This is a genomic window from Mesorhizobium sp. CO1-1-8 (genome assembly GCF_020164875.1).
In the GTDB taxonomy this organism is placed as follows: Bacteria; Pseudomonadota; Alphaproteobacteria; order Rhizobiales; family Rhizobiaceae; genus Mesorhizobium.
On sequence record NZ_JAIUGZ010000012.1, the window covers coordinates 20,927 to 41,728 of the forward strand.

22 protein-coding genes are annotated in these 20,802 nt (G+C 62.8%); 2 read left to right on the plus strand and 20 right to left on the minus strand.

Translation table 11 applies throughout. The annotated features are described in order from the left end of the window. Position 1: 1 nt before the first annotated feature. The 4 genes from LB558_RS22265 to LB558_RS22280 form a co-directional block, all read right to left on the minus strand. Entirely contained in the window at positions 2-1,093 is a 1,092-nt protein-coding gene (locus LB558_RS22265; RefSeq protein WP_224699510.1) for an ABC transporter ATP-binding protein, read from the minus strand. Further along, entirely contained in the window at positions 1,090-2,049 is a 960-nt protein-coding gene (locus LB558_RS22270; protein WP_224699511.1) for a carbohydrate ABC transporter permease, read from the minus strand. Before LB558_RS22270 ends, LB558_RS22265 begins: the two co-directional genes overlap by 4 nt. Further along, complete coding sequence (locus LB558_RS22275) at positions 2,046-2,906, minus strand: carbohydrate ABC transporter permease (RefSeq protein ID WP_224699512.1); 861 nt, start codon at positions 2,904-2,906, stop codon at positions 2,046-2,048. The genes LB558_RS22270 and LB558_RS22275 overlap by 4 nt, the downstream gene beginning before the upstream one ends. 81 nt (positions 2,907-2,987) lie before the next feature. After that, positions 2,988-4,601: an extracellular solute-binding protein gene (locus LB558_RS22280; protein ID WP_224699513.1), complete on the minus strand. Its 1,614-nt coding sequence runs from the start codon at positions 4,599-4,601 to the stop codon at positions 2,988-2,990. A gap of 337 nt (positions 4,602-4,938) precedes the next feature. On the opposite strand from LB558_RS22280, the gene LB558_RS22285 reads away from it, so the two are divergent. After that, complete coding sequence (locus LB558_RS22285; RefSeq protein ID WP_224699514.1) at positions 4,939-5,967, plus strand: LacI family DNA-binding transcriptional regulator; 1,029 nt, start codon at positions 4,939-4,941, stop codon at positions 5,965-5,967. A 76-nt stretch (positions 5,968-6,043) separates the two neighbouring features. Here LB558_RS22285 and LB558_RS22290 read toward each other — a convergent pair whose 3' ends face one another. From LB558_RS22290 to LB558_RS22340, 11 genes are all read right to left on the minus strand, one after another. Beyond that, positions 6,044-6,484 (minus strand): hypothetical protein, encoded by a 441-nt coding sequence (locus LB558_RS22290; RefSeq protein WP_224699515.1) that lies wholly within the window; start codon positions 6,482-6,484, stop codon positions 6,044-6,046. A 183-nt stretch (positions 6,485-6,667) separates the two neighbouring features. Beyond that, a complete protein-coding gene (locus LB558_RS22295) occupies positions 6,668-7,126 on the minus strand; it encodes an aconitase X swivel domain-containing protein (RefSeq protein ID WP_224699516.1) in 459 nt (152 codons plus the stop codon). Next, positions 7,123-8,373, minus strand: coding sequence for an aconitase X (locus LB558_RS22300; RefSeq protein ID WP_224699517.1), 1,251 nt, complete (start codon positions 8,371-8,373; stop codon positions 7,123-7,125). Before LB558_RS22300 ends, LB558_RS22295 begins: the two co-directional genes overlap by 4 nt. A gap of 71 nt (positions 8,374-8,444) precedes the next feature. Continuing rightward, complete coding sequence (locus LB558_RS22305) at positions 8,445-9,509, minus strand: ABC transporter ATP-binding protein (protein ID WP_224699518.1); 1,065 nt, start codon at positions 9,507-9,509, stop codon at positions 8,445-8,447. Next, entirely contained in the window at positions 9,509-10,297 is a 789-nt protein-coding gene (locus tag LB558_RS22310) for an ABC transporter permease (RefSeq protein WP_224699710.1), read from the minus strand. The genes LB558_RS22305 and LB558_RS22310 overlap by 1 nt, the downstream gene beginning before the upstream one ends. Further along, positions 10,297-11,160, minus strand: coding sequence for an ABC transporter permease (locus tag LB558_RS22315; RefSeq protein WP_224699519.1), 864 nt, complete (start codon positions 11,158-11,160; stop codon positions 10,297-10,299). The genes LB558_RS22310 and LB558_RS22315 overlap by 1 nt, the downstream gene beginning before the upstream one ends. Before the next feature lie 67 nt (positions 11,161-11,227). Beyond that, on the minus strand, positions 11,228-12,289 hold the full coding sequence (locus LB558_RS22320; protein ID WP_224699520.1) for an ABC transporter substrate-binding protein: 1,062 nt from the start codon (positions 12,287-12,289) through the stop codon (positions 11,228-11,230). Positions 12,290-12,345: 56 nt separating this feature from the next. Beyond that, complete coding sequence (locus LB558_RS22325; protein WP_224699521.1) at positions 12,346-13,317, minus strand: PfkB family carbohydrate kinase; 972 nt, start codon at positions 13,315-13,317, stop codon at positions 12,346-12,348. After that, positions 13,314-14,354, minus strand: coding sequence for an ADP-ribosylglycohydrolase family protein (locus LB558_RS22330; protein WP_224699522.1), 1,041 nt, complete (start codon positions 14,352-14,354; stop codon positions 13,314-13,316). The genes LB558_RS22325 and LB558_RS22330 overlap by 4 nt, the downstream gene beginning before the upstream one ends. A 3-nt stretch (positions 14,355-14,357) precedes the next feature. Continuing rightward, positions 14,358-15,083, minus strand: coding sequence for a GntR family transcriptional regulator (locus LB558_RS22335; protein WP_224699523.1), 726 nt, complete (start codon positions 15,081-15,083; stop codon positions 14,358-14,360). A gap of 210 nt (positions 15,084-15,293) precedes the next feature. Beyond that, a complete protein-coding gene (locus tag LB558_RS22340) occupies positions 15,294-15,560 on the minus strand; it encodes a DUF982 domain-containing protein (RefSeq protein ID WP_224699524.1) in 267 nt (88 codons plus the stop codon). A gap of 84 nt (positions 15,561-15,644) precedes the next feature. Here LB558_RS22340 and LB558_RS22345 point away from each other — a divergent pair, with 84 nt between their 5' ends. Next, entirely contained in the window at positions 15,645-15,902 is a 258-nt protein-coding gene (locus LB558_RS22345; protein ID WP_224699525.1) for a hypothetical protein, read from the plus strand. A gap of 772 nt (positions 15,903-16,674) precedes the next feature. Here LB558_RS22345 and LB558_RS22350 read toward each other — a convergent pair. From LB558_RS22350 to LB558_RS22370, 5 genes are all read right to left on the minus strand, one after another. Further along, a complete protein-coding gene (locus tag LB558_RS22350) occupies positions 16,675-16,872 on the minus strand; it encodes a DUF3309 family protein (RefSeq protein ID WP_224699711.1) in 198 nt (65 codons plus the stop codon). Between the two features lie 434 nt (positions 16,873-17,306). Next, positions 17,307-18,002: a methyltransferase family protein gene (locus LB558_RS22355; RefSeq protein ID WP_224699526.1), complete on the minus strand. Its 696-nt coding sequence runs from the start codon at positions 18,000-18,002 to the stop codon at positions 17,307-17,309. 174 nt (positions 18,003-18,176) lie between these two features. Further along, positions 18,177-19,199: an ABC transporter substrate-binding protein gene (locus tag LB558_RS22360; protein WP_224699527.1), complete on the minus strand. Its 1,023-nt coding sequence runs from the start codon at positions 19,197-19,199 to the stop codon at positions 18,177-18,179. Next, positions 19,196-19,960: an ABC transporter ATP-binding protein gene (locus tag LB558_RS22365; RefSeq protein ID WP_224699528.1), complete on the minus strand. Its 765-nt coding sequence runs from the start codon at positions 19,958-19,960 to the stop codon at positions 19,196-19,198. Before LB558_RS22365 ends, LB558_RS22360 begins: the two co-directional genes overlap by 4 nt. Beyond that, positions 19,957-20,718 (minus strand): ABC transporter permease, encoded by a 762-nt coding sequence (locus tag LB558_RS22370; protein ID WP_224699712.1) that lies wholly within the window; start codon positions 20,716-20,718, stop codon positions 19,957-19,959. Before LB558_RS22370 ends, LB558_RS22365 begins: the two co-directional genes overlap by 4 nt. Positions 20,719-20,802 lie beyond the last annotated feature (84 nt).

Below are 20,802 nucleotides of genomic sequence, written 5' to 3' on the forward strand. Positions count from 1 at the left end.
CTCAACCTGCCTTCATCGCAAGGCCGGTAGCGGCGTCGAAGACGCGCACCGACGACGTAGTGGGAGCAATGACAGCGGTGTCTCCGATAGCCAGTCCAACATCATTGTCGAACACCGCTTTCACAGCCGCCTCGCCCTGGCCGAGATGAACGATGGTGCGCGCACCTATCCGTTCGACAAAGGTCACCGGCATTGCGAGGCCCTGCCCATTCTGCACCAACGTCGCCTGTTCAGGCCGGAATCCGTAAAGCACCTCGCCGCGTGCACCACGCATGGCCGCTGCGAGTTCGCCCGGCAGCGGCGGCGTGACACCCAGCGGTCCGAGATCGACGACCAGTCCGCGGTCGCTTTCCGCCGGCCTGCCCTTGAGCAGGTTCATGCCCGGCGCGCCGATAAATCGGGCGACGAAGACATTGGCCGGATCGTTGTAGACCTCGAGCGGCGTGCCGACCTGCTGCAGCACGCCATGGTCCATGACCGCGATGCGGTCGGCCATGGTCATCGCCTCGAGCTGGTCGTGGGTGACATAGACCATGGTCTGGCGGAACTGCCGCTGCAGCTGCTTCAGTTCGGTGCGCATGACGGCCCGGAAAGCGGCGTCGACATTGGAGAGCGGCTCGTCGAGCAGGAAGATCGCCGGCTCCATGATCGCCGAGCGGCCGATCGCCACCCGCTGCAAGATGTTGACCGACAGCCGGTCGGCCTTGCGATCGAGCAGCGGGCCCAGCTGCAGCATCTCGGCGATGGCGCCGACACGGCGGTCGATCTCGGCTTTGGCAGCCCCTCGCATTTTCGGTCCATAGGCAAGGTTCTGGCGCACCGTCATATGCGTGAAGATGGCGTAGTTCTGGAAGACGAAGCCGACGCCGCGCCGGCCCATCGGCACGCCGGCCATGTCGCGCTCACCAAACAGGATCTTGCCGCCGGTTGGTTCTTCCATGCCGGCGATCATGTTCATCGTCGTCGACTTGCCGCAGCCCGACGGGCCGAGCAGCGCCATGAACTCGCCATCTGATATTGCCAAATCCATGGTCTTCAGCGCGGTGAAGTCGCCGAATTTCTTGACCAGGTTTTGCAGGTGAATGGCGCTCATGTCGGTACCTCGCGTGCCCGCGCCATGCGCTTCATGGCAAACACAGCGACGATCGACAGCACGACCAAAATGGCCAGCGCGATCGCCGCCACATAGCCCCAGATCAGGTCCTGCGTGGTGAGCTTGTAGATGTAGACCGAGATGGTTTCGGTGGCGACGCCTGGACCGCCGCCGGTCATGATGTAGAGCGTGTCGAATATCTTGAAGTTCTCGATCACCCGGATCGCCAGCGCGATGATGATGATCGTCTTCATCTTCGGCAGCACGATGGTGACGAAGCGCTGCCACGGATTGGCGCCGAGCAGCGTCGCCGCCTTGATCTGGTCCTCCGGCACGCCGACCAGGCCGGCAAGCAGGATGAGGAACATCAACGGCGTCCACTGCCAGATGTCGGCGACCATCACCGCGATCAGCGCCAGCGTCGGATCCGACAGCCAGGCGATGGTGACGGGTGAGCCGGTCAGCGACGACAAGATGTCGTTCACCGGGCCGCCCGACTGGAACAGCATGAAAAACATGTAGCCGGCCACCGCAGGCACCACCATCATCGGCATCAGCAGGATCGAATAGAAGACGCGCTTGCCCGGGAAATCGTCGGCAAACAGTGTCGCCAGCGCCAGCCCAAGCAGGAACTCCGCCGGCACGCAGACGATCATGACGATGGCCGTGCGCTTCAGCGCGCTCCAGAAGCGCGCGTCGGCGGCGAGATCGGTGTAGTTGGCAAAGCTGTTCCACATCGACCATGCGTTCCACCAGCCGGTGCCCGACAGGGGCGACCAGTCGGTGACGCTGATGTAGAGCTGCATCAACAGCGGGAAGGCCGAGATGAACAGCACCAGGATCTGCGCAGGCAGCGTCAGCCGGAAACCCAGCCTTGCGCCCTCATCGCGCGAAACCGACTTTGCTCTGACGGCTTTCATCTCATCCTTGGAAGTCATGACAGTCACCGCGCTCATTGCTTGAGCGCCCCGAACGTCAACCCGCGCACCAGATGGCGTTGTATGGCGATGCCCATGATGACCGGCGGCACGGCCGCGATCAGCCCAAGCGCCGCCTTGGCGCCATAGAGCTGCCCGGTCATCGAGGAGGACAGAGAGGCCATGTAGACCGGGATGGTCACCCATTCGCGCGTCGTCAGAAGCAGCGCGATCAGATAGTCCGACCAGTTGAGGATGAAGACGAAGAGCGCGGCACTGGCCAGCGGCGCGCGCATCATCGGCAGCGTGATGCGGGTGAAGACGCGCAGCCGCGAACAGCCTTCGACAAGCGCTGCCTCCTCGATCTCGCGCGGCATGTCGTCGAAGAAGGTCTTCATCAGCCAGAAGGCGAACGGCAAGGTGACGATGCCGTAGATCAGCGCCAGACCCCACCAGCTATCGGTGAAATTGAGGAAAGCCCACATGACCATCACCGGGATCATGACCGCCATCGGCGGAAAGATCCTGAGCTGGATCAGCGCCAGCGGCAGGTTCTGGCCGGAGCCGAAACGCGACAGCCCATAAGCCGCGGCAGTGCCCGCCGATATGGCGATCACCGTGCCAAAAACCGCCGACAGCAGTGATGCGAGGATCGGCTTCAGCGCGTTACGGTCGAGCGCGACGATCAAATTGTTGGTCGACTCGCCGAAGACGAAACGAAAATTGCTGAGCGTCGGGTTCTTCGGCCACCAAGTCAGTTCGGCGCCGGTCGCCGACCATTCGGCGATCGGCTTGAAGGCCATCGACACCATCCACAGGATTGGCACCAGCGTCACCCCCATGGCCACGAAGATCGCGGCATAGCGGAATATCAGGAAAGGAACGGAACGCTTCATCTGGCGGCTTTGCTGGTGGCGTTGTGGGCGGAGGGGAGAAGCAAGCTCCTCCCCTCCTTCGATATGATCCAGGGAGAAGGATCAGACGATTGGATCGAGAACTGTCGGCCAGGCCTCCTTGTTGGTCTTGATGGCTTCGAGCAGTTTGTCCTCGCCGGTACGCCGCGCGATCTTTTTCCACTCTGCCTCGGTATCGGCCATCGCCTGCTCTGATGTCTTGGCCTTGGTCAGCGCCGCCATCAGGTTCTCGTCGAGCGCATTGTGGAAGGCCGTCGCGCCGGGATAGTTGATGGTCGGCACCGTGCGGGCGACCGTCTCGCGCACCACGTCCATGTGGTAGGCATGATAGGTCTGGCGCACCAGCGGATCGGAGAAATCCGACAGCCGGAACGGGTCCAGATAACCGCCGGGGTTGGCGCTCATCCAGGCGTAAATGCGGGCCGAGCCCAGCCATTGCAGCAGGAGATAGGCGACCTCCTGGTTCTTCGACTGTGACGAAACCATGCCGGTCAGCGAGAACCACAGCACAGAACGGCTGATCAGCTTGCCGTCGATCTCGCGGCCGGGCGGCAGCATCGAGCCGATCTTGCCGGTGACGGCTGAATCCTTGTTGCCGGCATTGTCGAGGAACTTCGGCAGGTTGGAGAAGGCGCAGGTCATCGCCGCACCACCCTTGGCAAAGTTGCCGTATTGCTCCGGCCAGCCCCAGGAGATCGCATCCGGCGAATGATGCGCGAGCGAAGCGACATATTCGTTGGTGGCGGCAATGCCTTGCTCTGAATTGATCATCGGCTTGCCGTCATCGCCAAACAGGAACTGGTTGGGCGAAGCCATCGAGACATAGCGCTGGTACCAGTTGGTGTAGCCCCAGCCCTGGTTGCGCAGGTCGGTCGAGCCGAACAGCCCCTTGTCCGGGCGCTGGAAGAAGGCGGCGATGTCGCCATGCTGCTTCCAGGTCTTCGGCGGCGCCAGATCGTAGCCGTATTTGTCCTTGAAGGCCTTCTTCTCGGCTTCGTCACCAAACAGATCGGTGCGATAGACCCAGGTCTGGAAGTCGCCATCCAGCGAGACGCCATAGTTCGAGCCGCGGTATTTGTTGAGCAGCGACACGCCCTTGGCGCCGTTGACATAACCGGTCGTGGGGTCGTCCCACTCGGGCTTATGCTGCGCGACGAAGTCGTCGAGCTTGGCGATGCCGCCGGTTTCGGCGAGGTCGCCGAGGCGGTTCCATTCGGTCGAGTAGATGTCGTAGGCCCCACCCTTGGTGGAGATGTCCTGCATCGTCTTGGTGAATTCCTGGCCGTTCGGCAGACCGACGATTTCGATCGCGATTCCGGTTTCCTTTTCCCACAGCTCCTTGATCGACGGCGCACCGGCCGGGAACGGCTGCGTGAGCTGGCCGATCGAGCCGTCGGACAGGCCGAGCACGATCTTGGCCGGCGCCTTGCCGGCGCCCTTCAGCGCCTTGGCTGCCTCGATGGCACGGCCTTCCGGCGTGTCGGCGCCATACTGGTAGCGCTCGGCTCCATCGAACCCCGTCGGGCCGCCGATCATGCCGGGCGCCAGCGCGTCGGCCGCATAGGCACGGCCGGGACGAATGAATTGGGGTGCGATACCAGCGGCGGCCATGATCACAGCCGCCTTTCCTCCGGATGCCAGCAGCCGGCGCCGCGAGATGCGGATCAAGTCAGACATTGAAACTCCTCCCTCCGGGCCACGTTTCCTCCACGACCCTCATGAGGGATATTGACGGCAGCGTGGCAAGGCTGTCAACATCATAAATAATCAAAACACCTCACAATATTGCAAGCAGGGCGGAGAAATGTGCAAAACCGGGATCCATACCGTACTCCTGATGCCTCGATTTGATGGAAACCGCCTCTCCCCAACCCTGCGCAGCCCGGCCGGATCATTTGATTTAGCGCGGCGGCTTGCACATCGGCCAAGGGCGGATACATCATTTCCCATCAGAATCGCCGATGGCGGGGAAGCCGTCGCCAGCCGACCCGACGCATGCAGGAGATGAAAGACGGTGCGGTCCACCCTGACTGACATAGCCCGGGAAGCCGGTGTCTCGGCCGCAACGGTCGACCGAGTGCTCAACAACCGCCCCGGCGTGCGGGCCCGCACGCGTGAAATCGTGCTCGAAATGGCGCAGCGGCTTGGCTACATCGCCGAAAGCCCGAACGGGGCGCCGCCGCGGCCCTTGCCGGGCGATGTCATCCGGCTAGACTTCGCGCTGCCCGCCGGCACCAATTCCTTCATCAAGATGCTGCACCGCCAGATCGAGGCCCAGGCGCAGTCACGGCCAGACCTCGATGTCCACATTGCCACCATCGAAGGGTTCAACCCTGACGGTCTCGCCCGCCTGCTGCAGGATCTGCGCGGACAGACGCAAGGTGTCGGCGTCATCGCCCTCGACCATCCGACGGTGCGCGAAGCGATCCGCTCCCTATCGGCCAACGACATCAAGGTGGTGACCATCGCGTCCGACATCCTGCATGTGCCCAGGGTCGCCTATATCGGCATCGACAACCGCGCCGCCGGGCGGCTGGCCGGCTATCTGCTCAACCGCTTCATGGGATCGGGGCGTCCGGGCAAGGTGGCGCTGTTCGCCGGCTCGCTGTCCTATCGCGGTCACGAAGAGCGCGAGATGGGGTTCCGCCATATCCTGGCGGAGGAATCCCCCAATCTGCAGATCGTCGAGATGCGCGAAATGCTCGACGACCGCGAGAAGGCTTATTCGGAGGCATCCGCCCTGCTGGAGCGGCACCCCGACCTTGCCGCGATCTACAATGTCGGCGCCGGCAACACCGGCATCGCCCGCGCGCTCAAGGAGCGCGGCCGCGCCCAATCCATGGTCTTCCTCGGCCACGAGGTGACGGACGGCACCAAGGATCTTCTGCTCGACGGCACGCTCGACGCCGTCATCGACCAGAACCCGCGCGTCGAGGCCCGTGAGGCACTCAACACCTTGACCCATGCGGTCCGGGGATTGCCCTATGAACTGCACCAGCCCAGGCTGCAGGTGATCTTCAAGGAGAACATCCCGGAGATTTGACGGACCAGACGAGCGGGGCAGCGCGGTAAAGCGCCCGCCCCGCTCGATGCTTCTGATCTATTGGACGGCAGCGACTTCAGCCGCAGCGCCATCGACAAAGCTCTTGTCGAGCCATTTGCCATAGTCGATCGAGCCCTTCAGGAGCCCAGCGCTGGCCATGAATTTCTCCTCGCCCTGCAAAGGCGGCGACCGCGTCGTCCGTGAGTTTCGGATCCTGGTGGAACACGCCGTCGGCATAGGTCTTGCGGACGGATTTTTCCGACGACTTGGTCGCCTTGACAAAGGTCTTGATCGTCTCGTCCGGATGGGCGTCGGCCCAACGCGAAATCTCGATATCGACCTTGAGCAGCCGCTTGACCAGATCGGGATATTTCGCCGCGGAGGCGTCATTGACCGAGATGACGTTCGGTACGTTCCATTCCGGATGGGTGCTGGTGTCGAACAGCACCCGCGCCTCGCCGTCGGACAGAACCTCCAGCGCCGCCAATGCCATCGACCGCGACTGGCTCGCCCGCATCAAGGACCTGCTCGCCACCGCGGTCCAGGTCTATGTCCGGCATCCCGAGATTGTCTGGACCGGCGATCTCGCCAAGACCAGCCTCGCCCGGTTCCGTGAGATGATGGTGACGGATGTTCGCGACCCTACCCCACATATGTGCCGCATCCGCCTCGCCGGCGAGAATCTGAGCCGTTTCGCCAATTACTGGCGGCGTCGCTCTGCGGGATTGATGGCTGGCTTAACGTCGATGGTCGCAGCGCCGTCCTCACCAACACCAATCATGATCCTATCGCCAGAGGCGATGCCGGCGACATCGCACACCACCAACGGCATGCGGATGTCATAAAGAAATTCGGCAACGATGGCGCCCACCGCCAGGATCGGGTCCGGCCGCTCCAGAAGGATCCCGGCTGGCGCGGTTCCCCTGCGGATCGCCTCGGCCAGCACCGAGGATGAAGACGATGAGCCGCGCCCGCTCGGCATGACCAGTATCTTGCCGGCGACATTCTGGCCGAGGCCGGGATGCGAATGGTCTGTGATCTCGCCGGTCTCGGCATCGATACCGCCCCAGAAGCTGAGCGGTTGCGAAAACACCAAAGCCAGGCCATCGGCCTCACCGGTCAGTTGAAAGGTGCCGGTTCGTTCCACCGGTCGCGTCATGAGGCGCTCCGCACGACATGCCCGACCGCAGCGGAGCGGATGCAGTCCTCCATCTCAGCGAAGGCGACGGACACGCCGATATTGCCCGGCGCGTAATGCGCCCATTTGCCGGAATTGGTCATCACCGCGCCGTCGAGACGCTCGAGAATCGCAGTGACATAGGTGCAGGTGTCGGCGACCGGAATCAGGCCGAACGCCTCCATGCCATCAAGCGCGCCCTCCTCCTGCAGCCGCGTCAGCGTCGCGCGCCCGGTGTTGACGTAGATCGGGATGCGCCTTCCGGGTGCTGCGTCGCGCAGCAACGGCAACAGTCGCATCCATTCGGCATGCGAAAAATGCGGCGTGCCGAGCGACACGGCCGCCAGCGGCGCGCCATCCGGCACGCTCGACAGCCTGGCCAGCGCATGGTCGATATCGGCGCGGGTGATGCGGATCGTCTCGTCAGGCACATGGCCCTGGAATGCCTCATCGAGCGCCATCGCTTCCGGCGTGATGCCGACCGCATGGAACAGCGCCACCGCACCGGTCGTTGCCGCCGCCGCTCCCAGCGCCTTCAGCTGGTCCTCGTCGCGCGGCCGCGGCAGGCCGGCAATCACCGGAACGCGGTCGCCACTCGCCTGCCCGATGAATAGCCCGACGCCGACGAAAAGGCTGTCGCTCGGCTCGCCGTCCTGAACATCCAGCTCAAACAGGATCCGCCCGCGCCGGTTCTCGCTCAGATGCAGACCCCAGGCCGGCGCGCGCCCAGTCATGGCGCAGCACAGATCGATGAAATCGCCATAGCGGTTGGTGCGCGCGCCGATCACCGAATTGGCAAAGACGATGGCGTTGGATTCGCCCCAGGCGATCTGCTCGCCGAAACTCGGGCGAAATCGCGTCTGGTAGGGCGCGCAAGTGAAGGTCGCCTGGCAGCCAAGCTCCAGATGCGCCTTCATCAGCCGCCGCGCCGGCACCTCTTCCGCCGCCGGCATCTTCACCATGCCGGGATGGATGAGGTCGAACGAGCCGACATTCAATGTCGTCGGCACTTGGACACGGCCGCCGCCTTCGACCAGCCGCTCGACGAAATCGAGCCCCGCCTTGCCGTGGTAGAGGCAGCCGTCGATATGGGCGCCCGTGATGTCGAGGAGGCCGCGCGCGCCGATCGAGTTGGAAAAGGCGACCAGGATTTTCATGGCAGCGGCTGCGGATGGGCCTTGCTCGCCGTCGAGCATGGATCGGTCCTGTGCGGTCAGTTCCAGGGTCATCGGTATGCTCCGGGCTTGTGCCCAGTTATGCTGTCCCTGATTGTGAACAGTCTGGCAAGACCCAGCGAGGATCAGTTTACCGCGATCAACACCGTGCTTTCCGGCGACCAGCGCAGCACCACCTCCTGGCCCTCAGCCAGTCTGTCTGCACCGGTATTCTGCACAATCACCTTCAGCGTCTGGCCGCCACGCTCGACGAAATAGGTGCTGTTGTTGCCGGCGAAGATGCGCTTGGAGACCTGCCCCTTGAGCATGTTGGCGGTGCCATCCGAAGCCTCGGCATCCGTGGCGATGCGGATGCGTTCGGGTCGCACGGCGCAGCACGCCTTGGCGCCGGCGGCAAGCTTGGGCCCGGCGCCCGCGGCAATCGCCGTTCCGTCCGCAAGCCTGATGCCATCGCCTGTGGTGTCGCCGCGAAAAATGTTGGCGTCGCCGAGGAAGGTGGCGGCGAATTCGCTTTTAGGCCGGTCGTAGATCTCCTCCGGTGGTCCTTCCTGCACTAGCCTGCCGTCGCGCAGTATGCCGATGCGGTCGCTCATCGTCAGCGCCTCTTCCTGGTCGTGGGTGACGAAGATGGTCGTGATGCCGATCTCGCGCTGGATGCGCTTGAGCTCGATCTGCATATCGACGCGCAGCGCCTTGTCGAGCGCGCCGAGCGGCTCGTCGAGCAACAGCACGCGCGGCTTGGTGACGATGGCGCGGGCGAGAGCCACACGCTGTCGCTGCCCGCCGGAGAGTTGGTGCGGCCGGCGCCCACCAAGCTTACCAAGCTGCACCAGATCGAGCGCGCGCTGCACCTCCGTCGCAATCACCGCCTTGGCCTCGCCGCGCACCGACAGGCCGAAGGCGACATTGTCGGCGACGCTCATATTGGGAAACAGCGCATAGTTCTGGAACACCATGCCGATGCGCCGTTTTTCGACCGGCACCCGCTCGACGCTCTCGCCACCGATGGTGATGCGGCCGGAATCTGGAAAATCGAACCCGGCGATCTGCCTGAGCAGTGTGGTCTTGCCGCTGCCCGATGGCCCTAGCAGCGCATAGAAGCCGCCATCGGCGAAGTCGATGGAGACATTGTCCAGCGCCTTGTGCGCGCCAAAGCTGCGCGAGACATCAGATACCTGCACGCCGGCCACTATTTCTCTCCGCCGAATTTGAAGAAACGCGCCGTGAGCAGCATCAGCGCCATCGACACGACAATGATGATTGTCGAGACCGCATTGATCTCGGGCGTGAACCCTTTGCGGATCGCGGCATAGATTTCGACCGGCAGCGTCGTCTGCCCCGGCGTCGCCAGGAAATAGGAGACCACGAACTGGTCAAACGAGACGGCGAAGGCAAACAACCCGCCGGCGATGACGCCGGGCATGATCCAGGGCAGCGTGACACGCCTCGTCACCTGCCACTGGTTGGCACCGAGCGAGCGGGCCGCCTCTTCCAACTCCGGCGCGAAGGTCTGCAGCCGGGCCGAGACGACGACGATGACATAGGGCAGCGCCAATGCGACATGGCCGAGCAGAATTGCATGCAGGCCGCGGCCGATGCCGACGCCGAAGAAGAAGATCAGCATCGCCGTGCCGGTGATCAGCCACGGTATGGCAATTGGCGGAAACAGCAGCGCCTGCAGGAACTTCTTGCCGCGAAATTCATAGCGATAGAGCGCCAATGATGCCGCCGACCCGAGCACGACGCAGATGACGGTGGTGATGACCGCGATCTCGACGCTGTTCCAGGTGGCCGAGATCAATTGGTTGTTCTGCCACAGCGAGGCGTACCATTCGGTCGTCCATTCGAACGGCAATTGGTAGAAGGGCGAGACGTTGAACGACATCAGCGCCATGATGATGATCGGCAGATAGAGAAAGGCGAGCAGCAGCCAGATGTAGAGGCGGCCGAGCCATTCGAGGATGCGGGTTGTTGCCATCACGCAGCCCTCCGCAGCACCGGCGAGGCAACCGCCAGGATGACCAGCACCACCGCCAGCAGGATGAAGGACAGAGCGGCACCGAGCGGCCAGTTGAACACGGCGACGAACTGGTCCTCGATGACCGTGCCGTAGAAGGTGCCGGTGCGGCCGCCGAGGATGCGCGGCTCCATGAACGAGCCGACGACCGGCACGAAGATCAGGGCCGCACCCGCGACCAGTCCGGGCATCGACAGCGGGATGATCACCCGCTTCAGCACCTGCAACCGTGAAGCGCCAAGCGAGCGCCCGGCCTCGATCAGCGAGTCGTCGATAGCCTGCAGCGTGAGATAACAGGTCAGCACCATGTAAGGCACATAGGAGTGCACCAGCCCGATAATGACGGCCGGATAAGAGTACATCAGGTCGATGTTGATCTTGAACGGCAGCACGGCGTTGAGCGCAGTGTCGAGAATGCCGCCCTCGCGCAGCACCATGGCCCAGGAGAAGATACGTACCAACCCGTTCGACCAGAACGGCAGGATGACAAGCAGGAAGATCGCCTCGCGGCTGCGCCCCTTCAGCACCTTGGCGAGCACGTAAGCGGCGGGATAGCCGATGACGATGCACCACAGCGTCACCTCGAGACCGAGGCGCAGCGAGGCCAGCAGCAGCGTCAGATAGAGGCTTTGCGAAAAGAAGGTGGCATAGTTGCCAAGGGTGAATGCCCACGGCTTTCCCGACAGCGGCAGCTCGGTCATGAACGAGAAAAAGACCATGGCCGACAGCGGCAGGAAGATCGCCACCGTCAGCCAGAGATAGGCTGGCGCCAGCAGCGGCAATGCCGATCTCAGCCCGCTTCGCGACGCTGTCGCAGCTGCCATGAAACCCTCCTCCCCAGAATTGAAGGAACCAGCCGGCGCGAACCGCCGGCTGGTCCGGATGTCGGCTCTATTTCACGTCCACCTTCAACTGCTGCCACAGCGCCAGATAGGCTTCGCGCTGCGCATCGGTGATCGGCGCCTGGAACTGGATGCGCTTGGCCACTTCGGGGTCGCCCATGACCTTGCGGTTGAAGGCATCCTCGGGCAGCGCTTCCACCGCCTTGGTGTTGGCGGAGACGGGAGCGCCGACCTTGGTGACCCATTCGACGTAGAATTTCGGGTCGATCATGTAGTTGATGAAGGCCTCGGCACCGGCGACGTTCTTGGCGCCGACCGGAATGGAAAACGCGTCGAGCCAGGCGACGGCGCCCTCCTGCGGCACGACCAGCGAGACCGGTAGCTTGAAATGCGTCTTGGCGCGATCGGCCGAGCCGCTCCAGTAGGTGCCGATGTCGATCTGGTTGGAGGCGACCATCTGGTTCCAGTCGTTCTCCGAGCTCCAAAAGGTCTTGATCTGCGGCATCAGCGAGGTCAGCTTCGCCTTGACCGCATCCATATCCTTGATGTCGTTGATGTTCTGGCCGGTGGCGATGGCGCCGAACTGCACCGCTTCGACGGCATCGTCGCGAATGACGACGCGGCCCTTGTGGGCGGCATCCCACATTTCGGCAATGCTCGTCGGCGGCTTGTCGAAGGATTTGTCGTTGATGGCGAGTGCGGTGAGGCCCCATACCCACGGCACGCCGTAGACCTTGCCGTCGTGGATGAGCATCGGCGATCCCGCCTTGTCCTTGCTGATATCGGCGTAGTTCGGCAACTTGGAGACGTCGATCGGCTGGATCAGCTTGCCGTCCATCGCCTGGTCGTTGAAGGCGGCGTTGATCATGACCACGTCGTAGAGGCCGGGATTGGTCCGGATCTTGGTCAGCATTTCCTGTTCGGAATTGAAGAAGTCGTTGATGACCTTGTTGCCGGTCGCCTTTTCGAAAGCCTCGACGGCCCACGGCTCGTCGGCGCCGTAGCCCTTCCAGTTGAGCACATGCACTTCGTCGGCCTTGGCGGCGAATGCGAGTGCGGAGGTAAAGACGGCGGTCGCCGTCAGCAGAGCAGTCAAGTCAGGCATGCGCATGGTTGGTTCCTCTCTGTGGGTTTGCCCGGTTCCCGGGCTTGTCAGGCTTTCAGCTGTTATGCATTGGCCTTCTGTGTCCGGTCTGCATCCGACGGGTCGGCGGCATGGCTCAGGAATGTCTGGATTTCGCGGTTCGTCGGCGCCGACGAGCCACCATGGCGGGTAACCGATATGCCCGCAGCAGCATTGGCATAGCGCGCTGCCTCGAAGGGCGGGCCGCCGCGCGCCAGCGCGCTGACGAAAGCGCCGATATGGGTGTCGCCGGCGCCATTGGTGTCGATGGCGTTGACGTTGAAGCCGGCAATGGTCTGCGCTGTGCCATCGGCCAACCTGACATGGCAACCCTTCGCGCCAGCGCGAATGATCACGCCAGCAGCCTTCGGGCAGTGGTCGGCGAGAAGTCGTGCCGCGAGGCCCTCGACATCACCCGGGCCGGCAATCTCGGCGGCTTCCGTCGTGTTGCAGCTCAGCCATGTGGTGCGCGCGAGCACCCGCGACAGGATGGGACGCGGAATCTCCATGATGACCGGCGTCGGGTCGAAGACGAAGGGAATATCGGCCGGAAGTGCCTCTATCCAGTCGGTGAGCGCATCGCGGCTCTTGGGATAGCTCAGCGTATAGCCTGAAGTGAACACCCAGTCGCCCGGCGCCACCGCGACCGGCGCCATCATGTCGAGGCTGAGCAGGCTCTCCGCACCTGGCCACGAGACGAAGGTGCGTTCGGCGTCGGCCGAGATCATGGCGACGCAGTTGCCGCTGTCCATCAGTGGCGATGGCGGCGTCAGCGTCGCGATGCCCTCAGCTATGAAAGCGGCGCGCAGGAAATCGCCATTGGGTCCGCTGCCGAGTTGGCCGCCGAACACCACCTGCATGCCGGTGCGGCTGGCCGCGACCATCATGTTGAAGCCGCCGCCGGCGACCTGGGCGAAGCTCGACGCCGTCTTTTCCATGCCGGGCGCCGGCAAGGCGTCGATACGGTAGACATAGTCGACCACGGCACTACCGATATGGACGAGGCGACCGCTCATGCCGCCGCGTCCTTGCCGGAACCGATTTTCGCCACCCTTGCTGCCACGAGGTCGGCGGCGAGCGCGCGAACCTCTGACATGTCGAGGCCGACAAGCCGGGCGATATGCTGTTGCGGCAATCGGGAAAAACCGCTGCAGGCGCCGGCCATGCCGGCGGCGATGGCGCCGATCGTATCGGTGTCGCCGCCGAGATTGGCGCTGATGACGGCTGCTTGCCAAGGGTCGCCACGCGCGACTTCCAGCACGGCGAAGGCCGCCGGAATGGATTCCTGGCTGGCGACGCCGGTGCCGACCAGATCGGTGATCAGCCGAATGGCATCCCTGATCGCCTTGCCGCGCACGATGTCCTGTGCCCAGACGATACGCGCGGCAATGTCGCCGCCGGTGACCCAATGACCAAGCGTCGCCCCTCGCCTCGCCGCCGCGACGGCGCTGGCGGAAGCATCGCGCCAGCCACCGCCGGCGACGCCGCGGCTGACAGCAGCAGCGACGGCAGCAGCGGAAGCGATAGCAATCGAGGTGTTGTGCGTCGCCCGGCAGGTCTCCGCCACCTTGGCGACGAACGCCTCCAATGGTTCGAGCGGCATCATGATGCCGACAGGCGCGATACGCATCGCCGCACCGTTTGTGTCGCCGCTACGTCCCGCTTCCTCTGCCGGCACGCCATTGTTGATGGCGTCGATGGCACGCTTGGTCGACGGCCCCAAAAGGTCATAGCTGCCGCGCGCCTTGACCTCGCGCTCCCAGTCGAGCAGCGCATTGACCCAGCGCGCGTGGTCGAAACGGTCGCCGGGTTCGACCAGGATGCGACCGAGCAGAAGCGTCTGCTCGGTGTCGTCGGTGATGGTTCCGGCGGCCAATCCCTTCGACACCGGATGATCGGCGAAAGGCGCGATGAAATCCTCGACGTGGCCATAGAGTTCGGCAATGCGGGCCGGCGACAAAAGCTGCGTTGGCATGCCGAGCGCATCTCCCAGCGCTCCGCCGACTAGCGCTCCCATGGCGCGATCAATGGCCTTGCTGGTTGCATCAGACATCGCTCAGAACCTCATATGCAGCGCGAAATGCGCCGGATTGAGCAGGCTGGTGACATATTCGATCGGCCGATCGTCGGCGGCACGCGTCAGCCGGCGGCCGCGCAGGAACGGCGTGCCTTGCGGGCAACCGAGGATGGCCGCATCCTCGGCATTGAGCATCTCGATCTCGACCCATTCCTCGCCATGGTCGGGAATGAGGCCGGCGGCGCGCAGCGTCTGGTGCAGCGAGCCCTCGCGCAATCCGCGCAACGGCACGTCCTCAAGCTCGGAGGACAATGGCAGCCGGCTGCGTTCGATGGAGATCGCATGGCCGTCGCTGGCGTTGGTGCGCAACCGGTCGACGGCAATGAAGAGCGGGCTTTCGATACCAAGCAGTGCAGCCAGATCAGGGTCTTCGATGACCTCCAGCCGCAGCGTCCGCGTCTCGGCATTGGCGCCGGCATCGGCCAGCGCGCGCGACCAGCCAATCGCGTCGTCGACCGGCTTGCCGTCGAAGGTGACGAACGAGCCGATGCCGACCTTGGTCGTGATCAGCCCGCGGCTGGACAGTTCCCCGAGGCCCTTGCGGACCGTGTTGCGGCTGACGGAGAAGCGCTGGACAAGTTCGTTCTCGCTTTGAAGGCGGTCGCCGAAACCGAGAACGCCGGAACGGATCTCATGTTCGAGGACGGTGGCGATTTGCTCGGGCTTGCCCGTGCCGGGAGACAGTTGAACCGCGCGCCGCTTCATATAGGTACCTGTTCAGTGAACCTGTATAATCCTGTTCAATACCCGGGTAGAAATGCCGTGTCAACAGATGCCGAAACAGGCCCAATGAACCCCGAATTCGGATTGTCCGCAGAGCGCGTCGAACCGGCCGGTTGCCATAACCCGGAAAAGCCGGACCGAGAACAATCAAGAGGATAGAGCCGATCCTTGATTCAATTTCACCGGGGCAGGCTACGGGATCGACACCTCACGCGGCTCAACGAGGATATCCGCCTCGATAGCCGCGTTGATGAACGCCGCCCTTGCCGCCGAGACTTCTTTCTTTCCCTCGAGCACGGCCAGACAGACCTTGCGGGCAACCATATGCTTTTGGCCGGTCGCAACCGGCCAGCGGTTCAGCAGGATGTCGGCAGCCTGAGCGACCCGCTCCACGTTGATCGAGTTTCGCGATCGGCCGAGCGCAATCCTGACCGGCTCATCGAAACGCTGATCTTGCACGATGCCACTCCCCAAAGTCGGCATTCATCGATTCGCGGCCTTCACCCCCGAGCAATGTGATAGGTTCCGCGCCAAAGGTGCAAGATGTCCGATTCCAGTGGCCAGAAAAATCCCAGGCTGATCGTCGTGGTCGCGTTCGATCGCGGCGAGGATGGCGAGCTGTTCCCAGCCGTTGGACCCGCCGACCAGCAGAGCGAAGACCGCGCCATACGCACCGCCAGGGCTCTGGCGGCAAAGCATGCCGACGTCATCGCCTGGAGCCGCGAAGCCGACCCGACGCTGGGCGAATACGGCCCGCCGAACACGCTCTTCGTCAGCGGCGACGTACCTGACATGGAATGATCGATCGACGCCGAGGGGGAATTCAAGACCGCCTGGATGGCTATGAAGGAAGAAGACCGCGCAGGCATGATGAAGCAATGTGGCGACGAGGCCATTGCCAAGTCTCATGACGATTTCTGCAAGATGACCAAGCAGCTCGGCGGCGCGAACTGACGCAGCACGACTGGGTCGCATGCCCGAAAAGAACAACCGGGTGAAGGCGGGCAAGTGCCCGCCTTTTCCTGTTCAGTGGCAAGCCCAGCAACGCAGCTGCCAGGACATTACCGCGCTGGGGATTATGGACGACAACGGCCAGGCAAAGATATGCTGTCGGCGCTTGGAGTGGCAAAACGCTGCTCGTTTGGCTTGTGCCATGTTTCAACCCATCGTGAACGTCGAAGACGCTGGCGCAGGCGATTGTCAACACGATCACCGAGCCGTTTCTGGTTCTCGATGAGCAGTTTCGCGTGCTGGCGGCCAGCCGCTTCTTCTACAGCACATTCACGTCTCAAATTTCGCAGAGTGTCGTCCGCAACGTCAGCGGCATTGGCAGCCTTCCGCAACTCAACGATATCAACGGCCGGTTCCCTCGACCGCCAAGCAAAAGCCCGCCACGGTAAACCGGAGCGGGCCTTGGAGGAGGACAAGGGGTGGGACCCTCTCCTCTTGTTTCCACGGGGGGTGTGGACCGCAATGACCATACGAAAGTTTTGCAGAGTGCAGGATCACAAGCCGGCTTGCCTGCATCACAATCCGGTGCACGCCGATATTGGGGGCGCTCACGAGATTGCGATCAGTTGGCGATAACCCGGCTAGATACGCCCGAGCACGACAGCACGATGATGAGCAGCACGAGCCCAAAGCCGCCGCCGCCATAGCCGGTACCGTAGAACGGACCGCCACCGAGGCCGCTGAAGCCGCCAAACAGCGCAACGATAAGAATGATGATCAGTATGGTTCCAGGCTCATGGCCTTTCCGTAGGCGACGAATTTCAGTTTCACAGAGAGAATACTGAAATTAAAGGTGGTATACATCAGCAAAATTTGCAACATAAAATGCTAATAAAATTTGTAATATTGGTTATTTGCAGAAATAACGCGCAGATCCATTGATGATCGAACGTTTCTCCGCTTATCCTATTGCGGCGCCGCGCACCGCGCCGAACAATGCATGAGCCTCTCGCAGAGACAGCAAGACCGCCACGATGATTGCAAGTGCCCAGGGTCTGTTGATGGTCCGGATGCGGAGTGAGACGCGGCACAAGGCAGAACGGGCCTGCCTGAGACAGAACCGGAATGACAACCGCCAATGTCTTGAGGTTGGGCCTAGCAGACTGACACCAATCTACGCGGGAGAAAGCGCGCGCAGATCACGCGAAGGGTGCCAGCGTGATTGCAGACCGAACGATTCTGCGCGCCAGCTTGTCAGACGACGCCGTAGAACAGCCTGTAGTGGACGCGCTTCATATAGTCCCGGTACTCCGGCGTGGCGGCCAGCAGCGCCTCTTCGCGCAGGATGCGGTGCACCTGGAAGAAGGTGATCACCGCGTAGACGGCGAGATTGTAGAAGGAAAAGGCTGACATCAGAAACAGGACATGGCCGGTAAGATAGCCGGCATAGATCGGATGCCGCACCAGGCGGTAGGCACCGCCGGTCATCACGCCGCGATTGCCCGGCAGAATGGCGAACGAACGCCCCAGCGACATCTTTCCCCAGATCACGAACCCCAACGCCAGCGCCTGCAGCGGCGCCGCAACATAGACCGGGATGATGGCCACGCCCGGCTCAAGGTCGATGAAGCCGACACCGAAGCTGGCGATCACGGAGACAACCACGGTGAGCGGGTTCCAGTCGCGAACCTTCGGCCGCCGCGACAGAAGCAGCCACGTAAAGGTCAGGATCTCAGAAATCGCCAACAGCGCCACATTGATGCGCGTCGGGTCGAGCATCAAGTGATATACGCCGCGGTAGACGAACATGCCCGCGAAGGCCAGCGCGCAGATCCGAAAGAAACCTTCGCGCAAATCGACCAGGATTTCGCGCTTGCGGGCTGCGGACAAAATCCTGCCGTCACTGACGTGCGAAAGTGCCTCGCTTTTTGATATGAGCAATGCAAACACCCCGATGATCCCTCAGGGCGACCTTTGCACGCAACCATTGCCGGGCAGTTAATCAATAAGATCAGATCGGTATTAAACTGCCTGTCGGGAGCCCAGGGCGCCACATCCAGACGACCCTGCTCCAAGCGATCGCCCAGAATAGACTGGCAACCCAGGTCCTTTGGTTCTGCCAGGCTAGCTCAGATAGTCGTTGCGGAAATAGCTCCCGAAATCCGGGCGTTGAGCAACCAGCTTGCCGTCGGCATCGCGCAAAATGCCGGAGGCGAAGAGATAGTCTCCGATCGCTTCCATCTTGGCCGGATCCATCGTCCCGATGGCGCCGCTTTGGCTGCGTAGATAGTGGCCGTCGATCAATGCCTTCAGCGAGGCGTGGATCAGCGCCGGATTGGTCAAGGCATCCTTGTTTGCTGCGATCAGCAGGCCTGCCGCATCTTCGGGGTGGCCGACCGCGAACTGGTAGCCGCGCCGTGTCGCCTGGACGAAGGCGGCCGCGGACTCAGGGTTAGCCTGGAGATAGGCTTCGCTCGAAGAGATCAGTGTCGTGTGCTCGTCAGGCACGCCATAATCGGCATAGACGAAGCTGCGCTGTTTGACGCCCTTGAGTTCGGCCTCGACACCCTCCCAGGTCGAGACTTCAAGCGTGAAATCGACCGACCCATTGGCCAGCGCCTCATAGGCTGAGGTGCCGAGCGTCACCGTCTCGAAATTGCCCTTGCCGCCATCATGGCGGATGATGGTCGATATCAGCGCGTTTTCCCAGGCACTGCCGAAGCCGCCATAGATCAAGCCGTCAAGACTCCTTGGGCTTTTGATCTCGTTGCGTGCCGCATTGAACACCACGCGGCCGGTTTCGGACTGTACCACCGCATAGACGCCCTTCAGATCCGCCCCGGAGGTTTTCTGGGTGAACAGGCTGATGGTGCCGTTGATGCCGAAATCAGCGACGCGGTTTGCGACCAGCGTGCCCGCACCGGTATCGCTATAGGGCAGGATGTCGACCGCGAGCCCGGCCTCGCGATAAAACCCTTTGTCGCAGGCCACAAACAGTCCGATGTGGTTGGTGTTGACCGTCCAGTCGAGGGCGACGGTGACCTTTTTTGCCGCCGATTGTGCTTGGGTTCGACTTGCTCCGGCAACGAGCGGAAGGCCGGCGGCAAGGGTCAGCAGCAAGGCCTGCCGGCGCGTCAAGTCAGTCATGGCCGTGTCCTTTGGATGGATTGGGGGTTGAGGATGATGTCGAGAATCTCGGCCTCGAGCGCGCTTGCCTGCCGCGCGTGTTCTCCGCCAAGGCTGCGCGGGCGCGGCAACGGCACCTTGATTTCACGCACGATGCGGGCCGGACGTGCCGACAGCACATAGATGCGGTCGGACAGGAACACGGCTTCGCGCACGTCATGGGTGATCAAGAGCGCCGTCCAGCGGTGCTGCCGCCACATCTGTTCGAGCCAGCGCTGCATGGCGGTGCGGGTCAGCGCGTCGAGCGCACCGAACGGCTCGTCGAGCAAAAGCATGTCGCGCTGCTGGACCACCGTGCGCAGCAAGGCCGCGCGCTGGCGCATGCCGCCGGACAGCTGCGCGGGAAAATGCCGCTCGAAGCCGGCAAGCCCGAATTCGGCAAACAACGGCGCAACGCACGCCCGCGCCGCCTGTCTCCTCATGCCTTGCACTTCGAGCCCGAGCGTCGTGTTGTCGAGAATGCGCCGCCACGGCATCAGCGCGTCGCGTTGCGGCATGAAGGCGAAGTGCCTGCCGTGGTCATCGAGGCGCGCGCCGTCGAACAACATCTCGCCCTCGCCATGCTCGGCGCCGGTCAGAAGCTGGAAGAGCGTCGACTTGCCGGCGCCGGAGGGCCCAAGGATCGAGACGAATTCACCAGCGCCGACGCTGAGCGAAATATCGGCCAGCACGTCGAGCCCACCGAACGCCTTGCGCACATGCCGCAGTTCGAGCCGGCTCATCGCCGCGGCCCCTTCCCCTCGGTTTTCTTGCCGGCTCGCTCCCAAGGCATGGCAAGGCGCTGCAGCAGTACAGTCAACCCAAACAGAATAAGAGTCAGCGTCGCGCTGACACCGACAGCGGCAAGAACCAGATCAGGGCGGAAATTGTTCTTGGCGTTGAGCATGTAGATGCCCAGTCCCTTCGCGGCACCGGCATATTCGGCGAAGATCGCGCCAACCACCGCATAGGTGATGGAGATCCTCAGGCCGGCGAAGAAATAAGGCAGCGCCGAAGGCAGCCGCGCCAGCAGGAAGATACGCCAGCGCCCTGCCCCCATGGCGCGCAGCATTTGCCCGATCTCGACCTCGGTCGACTCATAGCCCTCGACCAATGCAACCAGCATCGGAAAGAAGGTAACCAGCGCCACCAGCATGATCTTGGGCGCCAGCCCGAAGCCGAACCACAGCACCACCAGCGGCGCGATCGCCACCAGCGGCAAGGTCTGGCTGACGATGAAGACGGGAAATAGCGCACGCCGCAGCGGCTGGTAGAAGTCGACCAGCATCGACAGCACGAAGGCGGCGCTGAGCGAACAGGCAAAGCCAAGCAGCGTGGCGCCGATGGTCGGAATGGCGTTGTCGGCCAGCGCCTCGCGATTGAGCATCGCTTGTTCGAAGACGCGTAACGGCGCAGGCAGTATCGTCGGCCTGATGCCGGAATAGGTGGCATAAAGCTGCCATGCCAGCAGGAGCAAACCGACCGAGATAGTGGCCGGCATTGCCTTGATAAGAAAGCTCGCGATCGGGCGCGAAGCGACTGATGATGAGACCACGGGAGATAACCTTTGACGGCCGCGAGAGCG

Excerpts from the sequence above, each read along its gene's own strand:
- LB558_RS22265 (WP_224699510.1), bottom strand. The coding sequence starts at position 1,093 with ATGAGCGCCATTCACCTGCAAAACCTGGTCAAGAAATTCGGCGACTTC.
- LB558_RS22270 (WP_224699511.1), bottom strand. The coding sequence starts at position 2,049 with ATGAGCGCGGTGACTGTCATGACTTCCAAGGATGAGATGAAAGCCGTC.
- LB558_RS22275 (WP_224699512.1), bottom strand. The coding sequence starts at position 2,906 with ATGAAGCGTTCCGTTCCTTTCCTGATATTCCGCTATGCCGCGATCTTC.
- LB558_RS22280 (WP_224699513.1), bottom strand. The coding sequence starts at position 4,601 with ATGTCTGACTTGATCCGCATCTCGCGGCGCCGGCTGCTGGCATCCGGA.
- LB558_RS22290 (WP_224699515.1), bottom strand. The coding sequence starts at position 6,484 with ATGCGGGCGAGCCAGTCGCGGTCGATGGCATTGGCGGCGCTGGAGGTT.
- LB558_RS22295 (WP_224699516.1), bottom strand. The coding sequence starts at position 7,126 with ATGACGCGACCGGTGGAACGAACCGGCACCTTTCAACTGACCGGTGAG.
- LB558_RS22300 (WP_224699517.1), bottom strand. The coding sequence starts at position 8,373 with ATGACCCTGGAACTGACCGCACAGGACCGATCCATGCTCGACGGCGAG.
- LB558_RS22310 (WP_224699710.1), bottom strand. The coding sequence starts at position 10,297 with ATGGCAACAACCCGCATCCTCGAATGGCTCGGCCGCCTCTACATCTGG.
- LB558_RS22315 (WP_224699519.1), bottom strand. The coding sequence starts at position 11,160 with ATGGCAGCTGCGACAGCGTCGCGAAGCGGGCTGAGATCGGCATTGCCG.
- LB558_RS22320 (WP_224699520.1), bottom strand. The coding sequence starts at position 12,289 with ATGCGCATGCCTGACTTGACTGCTCTGCTGACGGCGACCGCCGTCTTT.
- LB558_RS22325 (WP_224699521.1), bottom strand. The coding sequence starts at position 13,317 with ATGAGCGGTCGCCTCGTCCATATCGGTAGTGCCGTGGTCGACTATGTC.
- LB558_RS22330 (WP_224699522.1), bottom strand. The coding sequence starts at position 14,354 with ATGTCTGATGCAACCAGCAAGGCCATTGATCGCGCCATGGGAGCGCTA.
- LB558_RS22335 (WP_224699523.1), bottom strand. The coding sequence starts at position 15,083 with ATGAAGCGGCGCGCGGTTCAACTGTCTCCCGGCACGGGCAAGCCCGAG.
- LB558_RS22345 (WP_224699525.1), top strand. The coding sequence starts at position 15,645 with ATGTCCGATTCCAGTGGCCAGAAAAATCCCAGGCTGATCGTCGTGGTC.
- LB558_RS22360 (WP_224699527.1), bottom strand. The coding sequence starts at position 19,199 with ATGACTGACTTGACGCGCCGGCAGGCCTTGCTGCTGACCCTTGCCGCC.
- LB558_RS22365 (WP_224699528.1), bottom strand. The coding sequence starts at position 19,960 with ATGAGCCGGCTCGAACTGCGGCATGTGCGCAAGGCGTTCGGTGGGCTC.
- LB558_RS22370 (WP_224699712.1), bottom strand. The coding sequence starts at position 20,718 with ATGCCGGCCACTATCTCGGTCGGTTTGCTCCTGCTGGCATGGCAGCTT.